This is a genomic window from Verrucomicrobium sp. (assembly GCA_028283855.1).
GTDB lineage: Bacteria > Verrucomicrobiota > Verrucomicrobiia > Methylacidiphilales > GAS474 > GAS474.
The window spans coordinates 888,707-900,580 of record JAPWJX010000003.1 but is presented as its reverse complement, the minus strand read 5'-3'; the positions used below and the strand labels follow the sequence as shown (position 1 = coordinate 900,580).

Sequence of the window (11,874 nt, the reverse complement as noted above, 5' to 3'; positions counted from 1 at the left end):
GCCCGCCCAAAACGATGACCCGCCTCAAAACCCTCGCCTGGTGCAGCCTCTGCGCCTTCCTCACCCTCGCCGCCGCCCATGCCGCGCCGACCGACCAGGAACAGATCGACGCGCTCAAGAAAACCTACCCCCTGACCACCTGCCCCATTTCCGGGGAAAAGCTCGGCGGGCAGATGGGCACACCCGTCGACTACCTCTACAAGACGACCGACGCCAAGGGAAAAGAGACCGCCCGCCTGGTCCGCTTCTGCTGCAAGGGCTGCGTCTCCCAGTTCAAGGCCGACCCGAAGCCCGCGCTGGAAAAGATCGACCGGGAAGCCGCCGCCCAGGCCGCCGCCGCGACGCCCCATCCCACGCCGTGGGCCATCGGCGGGCGCGCCCCGTGCTGCGTCTCCGCCGCCGCCTGCTGCGTCCGGGACAACGGCTGCTGCCCCGGCGCCCACTAACTCCGGCACTCCCGCCGCCATGCGCGCGATGCCCCTCCTTGCGGGGGCGGCGCTGGCCTTCCTTCTGGCCGGCTGCGCCTCCGTCGATCCCGCTCCCGCCCGCCGCGCGGTGGAGGCCGACGTTTCCGCCCGCCTGGACCGGCCCATCGCCTGGGAGCAGGGCGGCCCGGACGACCGCCGGGCCGACGCCGCCTTCTCCCGCCTCCTGGCGGGCCCCCTGACCGCCGACGCGGCGGTGGAAGTCGCCCTCCTGCACAATCCGGGGCTGCGCGCCGCTTTCGAGGAGATCGGCGTCTCCCAGGCCGACCTCGTCCAGGCGGGCCTCCTCAGAAATCCCGTCTTCTTCGCCAGCGCCCGCTTCCCCGACCGTCCCCCCCTGGCGGGAGATATCGAGCTGGCCGTTACGCAGGACTTCCTCGACCTCCTCATGAAGCCCCTGCAGAAGCGCATGGCGTCCCTGGAATTGGCGGAGACCAAGGCCCGCGTCGGCCACGAGGCCCTCCAGCTCGCCGCCGACGTCCGGGCCGCCAGCGCCCGCTACCAGGCCCGCCTCCAGCAGCTCCGGCGCGTCCGCCTGGCCGCCGAAACGCTGGAAGCCGCGGGCGACCTGGCCGCCGCGCAGGAAAAGGCCGGGACGCTCAGCGAGCTGGACGCCGCCCTGCGCGCCGCCGCCGGCCAGCAGGCCGCCGCCGAGACGGCCGAGGCGGAGATCGACGCCGCGCGGGACCGGGAAGCCCTCAACCGCCTCATGGGCCTGGAGCCGGAGCGCACCGGCTGGACGATGGCCGAAACCCTGCCGCCCTTGCCCCCCACCGATCCTCCCGTGACGGCGCTGGAAGCGCGGGCCCTGCGCGAGCGGCTCGACCTGGAAGCGGCAGGCCTCCGCGTCGCCCTCCTGGAAAAGGCCCTCTCCCTCAAGAAAGGGACCGCCCTCTTGCCCGCGGGCGTCAACGTCGGCGTCGACTCGGAGCGCAACCCGGACGGCTCCCGCGTCACCGGCCCGACCCTGGAACTCCAGCTCCCCCTCTTCGACCAGGGCCAGGCCTCCGTGGCGCGGCTGGAGGCGCTCCTGCGCCAGGCGGAAGACCGGCGCGAGCGCCTCCGCGTCGACGCCGCCTCCGCCGTACGGGAGGCCTGGACGGCGATGCGGGCCAAGCGGCGGCTGGCCGAAACCTACCGCCGCACCCTCCTGCCCCAGCGGGAAAAAATCCTCCGCCTCTCCCAGGCCCAGTACAACTACATGCTGAAGAGCCCCTACGACCTCCTGGAAGCCCGGCGGGCCGAAGCGGAGACGGAGCGCCGCGCCCTGGAGCTGGAGCGGGACTACTGGATCGAGCGCGCCCGGCTCCAAGCCGCCGTGGGCGGCGGCCTGAACCCCACCCCGAAAGCCCGCTCATGAAAATGACCCGCCGCGACCTCCTGTCCGCCGCCGCCCTTTCCGGCGCGGCGGGCGCCCTGGCCTGGATGGGAAGGACGCCCCCCGCCCGCGCCGCCGCGCTGGCCGGGGAACCCGCGCCCCACGTGCCGGTCGAGACCCTCAACGGCACCTCCCTCCCCTGGACCTGGGAAGACGGCGTGAAAGTCTTCCGCCTGACCGCCGAGCCGGTCGAGCACGAGTTCGCCCCCGGCATGAAGGCCCACTGCTGGGGCTACAACGGCCGGACTCCCGGCCCCACCCTGGAGGCGGTGGAGGGCGACCGCGTCCGCATCCTGGTCACCAACCGCCTGCCGGAGCCGACGACGATCCATTGGCACGGCCTCCTGGTCCCCAACGGCATGGACGGCGTCGGCGGACTCACCCAGCCCCACATCGCGCCGGGGGAGACCTACGCCTACGAGTTCACCCTGCGGCAGCACGGCACCTTCATGTACCACCCCCACTCGGACGAGATGGTCCAGATGGCCCTGGGCATGATGGGCTTCTTCATCGTCCACCCGCAGGCTTCTCCCGAGCCTCCGGCTGACCGCGACTTCGCCTTCTTCCTCATGGAATGGGCCGTGGAGCCCGGCACCTTCACGCCCAACCCGAACGTGATGACCGACTTCAACCTCTTCACCCTCAACAGCCGCGCCTATCCCGGCACCGCGCCGATGGTCGTGCGCAAGGGCCAGCGCGTCCGCATCCGCCTGGCCAACCTGAGCATGGACAGCCACCCCCTCCACATCCACGGCCACAACTATTGGGTGACGGCCACGGACGCCGGACCCATCCCGCCCGGCGCCCGCTGGCCGGAGACCTCCGTCAGCGTCCCCGTCGGCACCACGCGCACCGTCGAGTTCACCGCCGACAATCCCGGCGACTGGGCCTTCCACTGCCACAAGGCCCACCACACCATGAACGCCATGCGGCACGACCTGCCGAACCTCATCGGCGTCGACCAGGGGGCGGTCCGGAACCTCCAGCGGCTCCTGCCGGGCTACATGCCGATGGGAAAGGACGGCATGGCCGAAATGGCCGAGATGGGCATGCCCGGCCCCGCCAACACCCTGCCGATGATGGCGGGGGAAGGGCCCTTCGGCCCCATCCAGATGGGAGGGATGTTCACCCTGCTCAAGGTGCGGGAAAACCTGGAAAGCTACGCCGACCCCGGTTGGTACGCCCACCCGCCGGGCACCGTCGCCCGAAAGGTCGGCTAAAAAAGGAAAATCGGACCGGCGAGATTTGAACTCGCGACCCCTTCCACCCCAAGGAAGTGCGCTACCAGACTGCGCTACGGCCCGTTTTTAGGAGAGGCGACCGTAGAAGATTCCCGCGCGGAGAACAAGGCGTTTCCGATTTTTTTCATATCGTGGTAGAAGAGGCCCCATGTCCGTCCGCCGATTTCGCCTGGGCCTCTATGGAGGCAGCTTCGATCCCGTCCACCAAGGCCATCTGATCCAGGCCCAGGACGCCCTGGAACAGGCCTCCCTGGACGCCGTCGTCTGGATTCCCTGCGCCCAGTCCCCCCACAAGAAGAGCGCCACGGAAGCCACCGCCGCCCAGCGCCTCACCCTCCTGGAAAAGGCGCTGGAAGACCACCCCCACTTCTGGATCTCCCGCGCGGAGATCGACCGCAAGGGGCCGTCCTACACCATCGACACCGTGGAACTCTTCCGCGACGCCCTGCCGCGCGCCGAGCTTTTCCTCCTCATCGGGGCCGACCAGCTCCCCCTCCTGGATGCCTGGCATCGCGCCAAGGAGCTGCGCCGCCTGGTCACCTTCCTCGTCTTCTCCCGGCCCGGGCACCCGCTGCGGCGGAAGCGGCGCGGCGTTATCTCCTTGCCTCGCCCCCGCGCGGTCGATATATCGGCCACAGAGATTCGCGCCCGCGTGAAGAAAGATTTGCCCATCAACCACTTGGTGCCGCCCGCCGTCGCCGCCCACATTGCCCGCCGCAGGCTCTATCGTTAGGACTCAAAATGCCTGCCACCCCTTCCGGCCTCAAACTGGCCAAGCTCTGCCGCACTTTCGCCGAGGAAAAAAAAGCCCTCGACCCCGTCCTCCTGGACCTGCGCAAGGTCTCCAGCGTCGCCGACTTCTTCCTCATCTGCTCCGCCGAGTCGGAGCCCCAGCTCAAAGCCATCGGCAACGGCCTGGAACTGATGCTGAAGAACGACTACGGCCTGCGCCCCAACGCCGTCGACGGCTTCCCCCGCAGCCACTGGGTCGTCGTCGACTACGGCGACGTCATGGTCCACGTCTTCCACGCCAATACCCGCGGCTTTTACAGCCTGGAAAAGCTCTGGGGAGACGCCCCCCGGATCGCCTAGGCTAAAGGGCCCATGGCCCGCCCCTTGTCCGAAAAATCGAGCGTGGAGCAGATCCGCGCCCGCTTCGACGCCGACGTCGAGCGCTTCTCCAACCTGGAAACCGGCCAGCAGGCCATCCCGGACGCGCCCCTGGCCATGGAGCTGATCGCCCGCGCGGCCCTGGCCGCCACGCCCCGCGCGCGGCGCGTCCTGGACATCGGCTGCGGCGCGGGAAACAACACCCTAAAACTCCTCTCCCTGCTGCCGCCGGAACGGGCCGCGGAAATGGAAATCGATCTCCTGGACCTCAGCGCCCCCATGCTGGCCCGCGCGGCAGAACGCGTCGGCCCCGCCGTGGCCCGCGTCCGCACCCACCAGGCCGACCTGCGCGCCGCCGCCCTGCCCGAGGAAGGCTTCGACGTCATCCTGGCCGCCGCCGTCCTCCACCACCTGCGGGACGACGCCGACTGGGAGGCGGCCTTCGCCCGGCTCCACCGGCTCCTGGCCCCGGGCGGCTCCCTCTGGATCACCGACATGGTTTCCCACGAAATCCCCGCCATCCAGGCCCTCATGTGGGAGCGCTACGGCGCCTATCTGGAAGGATTGGGCGGGCCCGCCTACCGGGAAAAAGTCTTCGCCTACATCGAGCAGGAAGACTCCCCCCGCCCCCTCACCTACCAGCTGGACCTGCTACGGCGCGCCGGGTTTTCCGGCGTCGAAGTCCTGCACAAAACCTCCGCCTTCGCCGCCTACGGCGCGGTCAAGAGCGGCGGCTCCTCGCCTTCTTCTTAGAAACGGGGGCCTTCCCCGCCCGCTTCTCCACACAGGCGTAGGCGGCGTGGTTATGGATGCTCTCCATATTCTCCGCCTCCACCCGGTACCAGGCGATGCGCGGGTCCCGGTTGCAGCGGACCGCCACGTTCCGCACTAGGTCCTCGACGAAAACCGGGTTGTCATACGCCTGCTCCGTCACGAACTTCTCGTCCGGCCGCTTCAACAGCGAATAAAGCGGCGCGCTGGCGGAAGCCTCCACCAACTCGATCAGCTCCTCGATCCAGACCCGCTTGGCGAAGCGGATCGTCAGCGTCACATAGCCCCGCTGATTGTGCGCCCCGCGCGCGCTGATCGCCTTGGAACAGGGGCAGAGCGTCGAGACCGGCACCACCACCGTCAGGAGGAAATCGGTCTTCTTCCCGGAAGCCGTCGCGTCAAAGCGGACGCCGTAATCGACCTGCCCCAGGGAACCCGTCACCGGCGCCTCCTTCTCCACGAAATAGGGAAACTCCACGCTCAGCCGCGCCACCTGCGCGTGCAGCCGCGCCTGCAGCTCCCGCAGCATGGGGGCGATGCTCTCCACATGGATCAGCCGCCCGTGAGCCTGGAGAATCTCCACAAAACGGCTCATGTGCGTCCCCTTGAACTCCCGCGGCAGGTCGACCGTCATCGCAAACGTGCCCACCGTGTGCTGCACGGCAAACTTCCGGTCCCGCACCTCGATCGGGTGGCGCAGCCCCTTGATTCCCACCTGGTCGATGGGGATATTCCGGTCGTCACGCTCGCCCTGGCGGTCGGTAAGAGAGGAAACGGAAGCTTTTTTCATGAAGAAAACAGGTGGGGCCGTGAAGCATCGCCAAACGCCCCCGTTTGTGCCAAGAGAATAAGCCTCCCGTGCGCCGATTCCTTTGGCTGATCCTGCTGCTGTGCTACACCGCGCCCCTCCAGGCCGCGCACGCCCCCTCGCCCGCGAGCCAAACCGTCCACATCGTCCACCGGGGAGAAACCCTCTACAGCATCGCCAAACGCTACGGCGTCCCCGTCCAAACCCTCCGCAAGGCCAACCACCTCTCCTCCAACCGCCTCCGCGTCGGCGCCCGCCTGGTCATCCCCGGCCGCCACGCCTCCGCCGCCCCCCTTCCGCCGCCCAAGGTCTATCCCCCCCTGGCCTCCTCCACCCCCGCGCCGCCCCCCGTCGCGGCAGCCGCCCCTGCGCCCCCCTTGGAAATGCGGGACAGCCCCTCGGCCCCCCACCTCCTCTTCGTCACCGGAAAAACCAAACAGCTCATCGACTCCGCCGCCGTCCGGCGCGGACGCTGGCGCTACATCGTCTTCCACCACAGCGGCACCCCCAACGGCAACGCCAAGATCTTCGACTACTTCCACAAAAACGTGCGCGGGATGCCCAACGGCCTGGCCTACCACTTCGTCATCGGCAACGGGAACGGCTCCGGCGACGGGGAGATCGAGGTCGGCAACCGCTGGCTCAAACAGCTCCAGGGAGGCCACCTGCACAGCGACGCCCTGAACGAGATCGCCATCGGCGTCTGCTTCGTCGGCGATTTCAACCGCAACCGGCCGACCAAAAAACAGATCGCGGCGGCCATCGAGCTGACCAGCTACCTAAGGGAAAAATGCGGGCCGCCCACCCTCGTCTTCAAAGCCCACCGGGAAATCAACCCCCGCCCCACCGAGTGCCCGGGAAAGCTCTTCCCCGTCGCGGCCTTCCACCGCCTCTTCGACAACGAGCAATAGGGAGAAAAAAGGAAAAGAGTGGGCGGAGAGGGATTCGAACCCACAACCAAGTGCTTAAAAGGCACCTGCTCTACCGTTGAGCTATCCGCCCGATCTGCAGCGCGGAATCCTATGCCCCTCCCGACGCCGGAGCAAATCCAAAACAAGGAGTTTGCTTGGCAGCCGCATACCTGCCGGACATGATCCCTTCCCGGAAAGCGCGCCCCCCATGTCCCGCATCCTCATCCTCCGGACCGATCACCTGGGGGACGCCATCCTGACCACCCCCCTAATCCGCTCCCTGGCCAAAGCGGGCCATGCCGTTGAGCTGGTTCTCCCGGATGCCTGGCTTCCGCTTTTTTCCGGCAACCCCCATTTGGCGGCGCTTCACGGCCTGCAAGCCGTTGCCGGAGACTGGAAGCGGCATTGGCTGCGGCTGGCCCGGTGGATCCGCTCCGGCCGTTACGACGTCCTGATTCTTCCCCATGCCCGGCCTTGGCAGCTGCCCTTGGTCTCCCTCTTCTCCGGCGTATCGTGCCGCGTGGCTATGTGGGGCGGAGTCTGGGGACGGCTTACCTTTCACCACTGCCTGCGCTCCGGCATCCTTGATCGCCCCCGCCCGTATGCCGATATTCTCCTGGATTGCGCCCGCCTCCTAGGAGCCCCCCCCCAAGGCCTTGAGAGCGAAATCTATCCCCAAAGCCCCCCGCTCGAGACGCCGCACCGCATCGCCCTTCACCCCGGCTCCGGCGGCAACGCCTGCAACTTTGGCCCCATGGATTATCAGACATTGGCGCGATGGTTCTTGGACGAAACCGATTGGGACATCGTCCTGACCGGAACAGATTCCGAGAAGAACCTCCTGGCGGAGTGGGATCCCAAACTCCTGACCCACCCCCGCCTCTCCAATCAAGTCGGCGCCCTCAGCCTGGAGGAAATGGCGCGGCTTTTGCCGACCCTCGCCCTCTTCATTTCTCCCAGCACCGGCCCCCTGCACATGGCGGCTTCCCTGGGCGTCCCCACCCTGACTCCTTTTTGCTCCCGCCCCGATGTTTCTCCCCGCGTTTGGGGCAATCCCCGCCCGAACGGCTTCTCCATGGAAGCGCCATCCGGAGCCTGCCAAGCCGTGCCCGCCGGAAGCCATTGCCGCTTTGCGGGGAAAATCGATCTGCGAGATTTCTTTGAGGCGGCCCTGCGCGCCGCAAGCCGCACGCCGGGAGCCGCATGTTAAGAAAGCTTCTGCGCTCCGCGGTGGCGTGGGGAACCCTCTCCCTGGGATTGCGGGCTCTCAACGCGCTGATCGTCCTTCCGCTTTTGGTGCGATTGACCCCCTCCACCCTGGGTATTTGGTATCTCTTCCTCAACATCCTTCCCCTCACCATCCTTTTCGACTTGGGATTCGGCCCCATCTTTGGCCGTGCCCTGACTCAAAGCGCCCACCCCGACACCCCGGGCTTCTTCGGCCACACTCCGGCCGATCTCATCCATACCGCCCGGGTCTTCTACCGCTGGATGGCCGCCGGCTGCTTCCTGAGCCTTTCGCTAGGGGGCGGCGCGTGGCTGGCATGGAAAACCGTCCCGCTCGCCCACTCCCGCACCGTTCTGCTTGCCTGGAGCCTCTTCTGCCCGGTTTTTGCCTTCACGGTCGCGCTCAATTTCCGCCGCGCGCTCTTCTTCGGCCTCAATGCGGTGCGCTCCGTGCAGCTGGCGCTGGCCGCGGGCCAAGGGATTCAAATCATCGTAACATGGTATGGGCTTTTGCACGGTTGGGGGCTCTATGCCCTGGCTGGGGGGAACACCTTGATGACCGCCACCTCCCTTCTCGTGCTGCTCTTGCTTTCCCGGCAACAGCCCGACGTCCGGAAAGCCGCCGCCCAGCCGGGCCGCTTTGAAGGCCGCATCTTTTTTTCCCTCTGGAGCGCCTCCTGGCGGGTTTTCCTCAACCTAACCGGCATTTACCTGGGATTGAACGCCTTGGTTCTGGCCGGCTCCGCCTCGCTCCCCCTGTCGACCATCGCCTCCTATGGATTGACCATGCAAATCCTCCTCCTGGGCTCCCAGGCCGCCGGGCTTTGGATGGAGGTCAAGCAACCCCTTTACGCCCCGCTTTACGCCTCCGATCTGCCCGCCCTGCGCCGCCTCTTTTTCTCCAGGCTGCGGCTTCTCCTGGCCACGATGATTTTGTTCACAACGGCACTCGCGGCGGCCGGCCCTCCCCTGCTTACCCTCATTCACGCTAAAACACCCCTCCTATCCCTCGCCCCCCTGGGGACGCTGGCGCTTTATCTTCTGCTCTATCTGCACCAATCCCAGTTTGAAAGCCTGGGCGTCTGCCTCAATCGGAACTCCTTCTTTCTTCCCCTGCTCCTCTCCGGCGCGATCAGTTGCGGGGCCGCGTTCATGCTAGCCTCCCGCTTCGGCGTTTGGGGGCTTATCCTGGGGCCATTGGCCGTCCAAGCCGCCTTCAATAACTGGTGGATCGTCGCCCAAGGCATGCGAATCATGGGCCTTGCCCCGCACCGCTATTTTCCCTGCCTCTTTTCCAACGCGGCCCTGCTTAAACCCTGATTTTTCGCCGCTACCCCAGGACGGAGACAAGCCGCTCCGCCGCCCGCGCATGGTCAAAGCTAAGCACGGCGGGCGTCAACGCCCTGCGGGGAATGCTTCCCCCAGGCGGCGCAACATCCTCTTCCGTGCGGCAATAGGGGCCAGCCTCGACCTCCTGCACGTTGCGGCTGCGGGCGAAAATCACCGGGATGGCAGCGGCATTGGCTAGATGGCGCACACCGGAATCCATCGTGAAAGCGGCGGAGCATCGCCGCAGAAAGCAATAGAGCGCCCGCAATCCCAGCTCCCCCGCTATCACGCTGTATTCCACCCCGCACCCCTTCACCACCTCGCACAGCGCCTCCCGCTCCTCCGCCGCACCGACAAAAACGGCGTGAAAACGCCGCCGATGCCGGGCCAGGCGCAGGGATTGCAGGTAATGCTCCGCCGCATATGCCTCATAAGGCCTGCGAGAAAACATGGAGCAAACAACGATCGGCGTTTTTTCCTCCAATCCAAGCCGGTGGAAAAGGGCCGCGGCGGCTTCCTCGTCGCCCGGGGCGGGAAACACTTGCGGCCGCCCGTCATGCCCCAGCGCTCGGTCCGTCAGCTGGGAAACCAGATCGCGAAAGCTCCACGCGTAGGGAGTGGGGAAGCGCATTTGGATCGGGCGGGTCAAAAGACTGGAGAATCCCTTATGAGAAAAGCCGACACGGTTCGGAACGCCCGCCGCGCAAGCGGCCAACAGATGCCGCCAATAGCTCCCCCCGTCATAGCCGATCACCACATCGGGCTCTTCCGCGCGGATTAAGTCGACCAGCTCCCGCCATGGCAGGCGGGACAATTCATCCCGCAGGGGAACCACGCCGGCCAAGAAGGGGTTGCCCCCCAAAACCTCCCGAGCGGGCCAAGGCGCGGCAAAAAACCACCGGCATTGGGGAAACGCCCGCGCCAAGTCGGGCAGGGAACCCGTGCGGTAGAGAACGTCGCCGATATGGCCGGCTCCCAGCAGCAGGCCCTTGCGCCAGCTCTCCGGCGCGGAGGGGGCTCCCGCACGCGTCTCAGCCCAGGCACGTAAAACCGGCCCCAGCGCCTCCGACGCGGCGGCCAGCCAATAGTTGCCTTTACGCTGAAAGGATTTCTTGATTAAGTGGCTCACTCCGCCGAGGAGAAGAGGATGCTCCCCTTCCGGTTTATAACGGGCCTTATTTATGCCTGCGGCGCGGCCCTGACAATCTATTTTGCCGACACGGTGGGAGAGAGCGGCCTTTCCGGATTCCTCTACTTCTCCCTCTTCGCCGGCGGCCTGCTCTGGATGATCCTGGGCTACCGGTTTTGGTGGCTGCCGCTTTTCTTCGGCCTCGGCTTTGGCGGGGTCTTCTACTTCGGGTTCAAAGTAAACACTTATGAGGCGGGCCTGGCCGCCGGAATCGCGGCCATCATTCCGGCCCTGGCCCTCAACCGCGCCCCGTTTTTTCATGGGCGCCGGGCCCCCTTCTTCCTTCTGCTGGGATTCCTCCTTTATTTGGGCGGGCACGCCTGCTGGTCCCTGCTCCGCTCCCCGCATCACGACCTTGTCTCCCTAGGCTCCATCGCCCGCTCTTATTTCAAGGCCGCCTGGGGCCCCCTATTCGTCCTGCTCTTCTACCGCTTCGGCAACACGACTCACTTCCGCTGGACCCTGTACGCCGTGGAGGCCGCCTACACATTGCGTGTCTTTTTCGGTTTGGCCGCCTTTTTCTGGCCCACCATCCTCTATCTGCCGGGCGTCAACTTCGTCTTCGCCGGTTCCGCAGGCTTAGGGGACAGCTTCGACCTGCGCTGGTCCGGCCTGGGGCTGGTGCAATTCTCCTTAGCCCTGCTCATGGAGCGACGGCGCCCCCTTCTTTTGCCGCTGCACAATTTGCTCCTTCTTTTAGGCACAGTCGCGGTCGTCGTCGGCGGCGGCCGCGTGGTCATGGCTTGCGCGCTCCTCTCCTTTCTTTTTGCCGCCTTGTATGCCCGGCGCTGGATCCTCCTCGGATTGGCCGGCTGCGTCATTGCGGGGGGCCTCCTTTGGATCAACCTCAACCCCCACATCATCGACTCCCTTCCGGAGCGCGCCCGCCGCTCCGCCTCCGGGCTCATCGTCAAGAAAGCCGCCAGCTGGGCCCAGCGGGAAAACCAAAGCAGCGACGAATGGCACCTCGGACTCCAGCAAATCGGCTATCAGCGCTGGACTCACGATCCCCGCTCCTTCCTCTTCGGCGAGGGGGCCCGCCCTTACGACTGGACCGTCTTCAAGGAGGCCGATTCCACCTGGCGCCTGCATCGCATGCTCTACGCCGCCGCCGATTCCGGCAACTACGAGTCGGGCCTCTGGAACGCTTTGGGCGTCCTGGGGCTGGTTGGAGCACTGTGCGAGCTGACCCTCTTCGGCTGGTGCTTTGTGCAGCTTTGGCGCTTGTCCGCGATCGCGTGGAGGGATGACCTGGGACGTCCCCTCGCTTTCCTCGGCTTCTGCCTGCCGCTGCAATGGTTCCTCATCTGCTACTTCCAGGGCGACCCTCCCTCTCCGGAATTGGCAGTGGCCGCCGTGGCTGTTTTTTACCTGCAGGACCGGGCGCGGGAGAGGAAGCAAAGCACGGCCTCGAGCTAACCCCCC

At 66.5% G+C, this 11,874-nt stretch carries 12 protein-coding genes and 2 tRNA genes; 10 read left to right on the top strand and 4 right to left on the bottom strand.

Annotation, left to right across the window (positions count from 1 at the left end):
• Positions 1-14: 14 nt before the first annotated feature.
• The 3 genes from PW734_05535 to PW734_05525 are packed head-to-tail and all read left to right on the top strand — an operon-like array spanning position 15 to position 3,083.
• Complete coding sequence (locus PW734_05535) at positions 15-446, top strand: hypothetical protein (protein ID MDE1170661.1); 432 nt, start codon at positions 15-17, stop codon at positions 444-446.
• 19 nt (positions 447-465) lie between these two features.
• Complete coding sequence (locus tag PW734_05530) at positions 466-1,845, top strand: TolC family protein (GenBank protein ID MDE1170660.1); 1,380 nt, start codon at positions 466-468, stop codon at positions 1,843-1,845.
• Positions 1,842-3,083 carry a copper oxidase gene (locus PW734_05525; protein ID MDE1170659.1) on the top strand — a complete coding sequence of 414 codons (1,242 nt, stop codon included), beginning with the start codon at positions 1,842-1,844 and terminating at the stop codon, positions 3,081-3,083. The genes PW734_05530 and PW734_05525 overlap by 4 nt, the downstream gene beginning before the upstream one ends.
• A gap of 10 nt (positions 3,084-3,093) precedes the next feature.
• Here the strand turns inward: PW734_05525 and PW734_05520 are convergent.
• Positions 3,094-3,167: transfer RNA gene (locus PW734_05520), tRNA-Pro, on the bottom strand.
• 85 nt (positions 3,168-3,252) lie between these two features.
• Between PW734_05520 and nadD the strand changes: the two genes are divergently transcribed.
• The 3 genes from nadD to PW734_05505 are packed head-to-tail and all read left to right on the top strand — an operon-like array spanning position 3,253 to position 4,967.
• Positions 3,253-3,837, top strand: a complete 585-nt coding sequence (nadD, locus tag PW734_05515; GenBank protein ID MDE1170658.1) for a nicotinate-nucleotide adenylyltransferase — start codon at positions 3,253-3,255, stop codon at positions 3,835-3,837.
• Positions 3,838-3,845: 8 nt separating this feature from the next.
• Entirely contained in the window at positions 3,846-4,196 is a 351-nt protein-coding gene (rsfS, locus tag PW734_05510; protein MDE1170657.1) for a ribosome silencing factor, read from the top strand.
• 12 nt (positions 4,197-4,208) lie between these two features.
• The gene (locus PW734_05505) at positions 4,209-4,967 is read left to right on the top strand and encodes a class I SAM-dependent methyltransferase (GenBank protein MDE1170656.1); all 759 of its coding nucleotides are present in this window, start codon (positions 4,209-4,211) and stop codon (positions 4,965-4,967) included.
• On the opposite strand, the gene folE2 is transcribed toward PW734_05505, so the two are convergent.
• A complete protein-coding gene (gene folE2 / locus PW734_05500; protein ID MDE1170655.1) occupies positions 4,936-5,775 on the bottom strand; it encodes a GTP cyclohydrolase FolE2 in 840 nt (279 codons plus the stop codon). The genes PW734_05505 and folE2 overlap by 32 nt on opposite strands.
• 68 nt (positions 5,776-5,843) lie before the next feature.
• On the opposite strand from folE2, the gene PW734_05495 reads away from it, so the two are divergent.
• Positions 5,844-6,704 (top strand): N-acetylmuramoyl-L-alanine amidase, encoded by an 861-nt coding sequence (locus PW734_05495; protein ID MDE1170654.1) that lies wholly within the window; start codon positions 5,844-5,846, stop codon positions 6,702-6,704.
• Positions 6,705-6,723: 19 nt separating this feature from the next.
• Here the strand turns inward: PW734_05495 and PW734_05490 are convergent.
• Positions 6,724-6,795, bottom strand: a tRNA-Lys gene (locus tag PW734_05490).
• Positions 6,796-6,912: 117 nt separating this feature from the next.
• On the opposite strand from PW734_05490, the gene PW734_05485 reads away from it, so the two are divergent.
• Complete coding sequence (locus PW734_05485) at positions 6,913-7,914, top strand: glycosyltransferase family 9 protein (protein ID MDE1170653.1); 1,002 nt, start codon at positions 6,913-6,915, stop codon at positions 7,912-7,914.
• Positions 7,908-9,251 (top strand): hypothetical protein, encoded by a 1,344-nt coding sequence (locus PW734_05480; protein MDE1170652.1) that lies wholly within the window; start codon positions 7,908-7,910, stop codon positions 9,249-9,251. The genes PW734_05485 and PW734_05480 overlap by 7 nt, the downstream gene beginning before the upstream one ends.
• 10 nt (positions 9,252-9,261) lie before the next feature.
• Here PW734_05480 and PW734_05475 read toward each other — a convergent pair whose 3' ends face one another.
• Positions 9,262-10,389, bottom strand: a complete 1,128-nt coding sequence (locus PW734_05475; protein ID MDE1170651.1) for a glycosyltransferase family 9 protein — start codon at positions 10,387-10,389, stop codon at positions 9,262-9,264.
• Between PW734_05475 and PW734_05470 the strand changes: the two genes are divergently transcribed.
• Positions 10,381-11,868 (top strand): hypothetical protein, encoded by a 1,488-nt coding sequence (locus tag PW734_05470; GenBank protein MDE1170650.1) that lies wholly within the window; start codon positions 10,381-10,383, stop codon positions 11,866-11,868. The genes PW734_05475 and PW734_05470 overlap by 9 nt on opposite strands.
• Positions 11,869-11,874 lie beyond the last annotated feature (6 nt).

What these genes read in the sequence shown, in the direction of transcription:
- nadD (MDE1170658.1), top strand. Translation starts at nt 3,253, where the DNA reads ATGTCCGTCCGCCGATTTCGCCTGGGCCTCTATGGAGGCAGCTTCGAT.
- PW734_05535 (MDE1170661.1), top strand. Translation starts at nt 15, where the DNA reads ATGACCCGCCTCAAAACCCTCGCCTGGTGCAGCCTCTGCGCCTTCCTC.
- PW734_05525 (MDE1170659.1), top strand. Translation starts at nt 1,842, where the DNA reads ATGAAAATGACCCGCCGCGACCTCCTGTCCGCCGCCGCCCTTTCCGGC.
- PW734_05530 (MDE1170660.1), top strand. Translation starts at nt 466, where the DNA reads ATGCGCGCGATGCCCCTCCTTGCGGGGGCGGCGCTGGCCTTCCTTCTG.
- folE2 (MDE1170655.1), bottom strand. Translation starts at nt 5,775, where the DNA reads ATGAAAAAAGCTTCCGTTTCCTCTCTTACCGACCGCCAGGGCGAGCGT.
- rsfS (MDE1170657.1), top strand. Translation starts at nt 3,846, where the DNA reads ATGCCTGCCACCCCTTCCGGCCTCAAACTGGCCAAGCTCTGCCGCACT.
- PW734_05485 (MDE1170653.1), top strand. Translation starts at nt 6,913, where the DNA reads ATGTCCCGCATCCTCATCCTCCGGACCGATCACCTGGGGGACGCCATC.
- PW734_05480 (MDE1170652.1), top strand. Translation starts at nt 7,908, where the DNA reads ATGTTAAGAAAGCTTCTGCGCTCCGCGGTGGCGTGGGGAACCCTCTCC.
- PW734_05505 (MDE1170656.1), top strand. Translation starts at nt 4,209, where the DNA reads ATGGCCCGCCCCTTGTCCGAAAAATCGAGCGTGGAGCAGATCCGCGCC.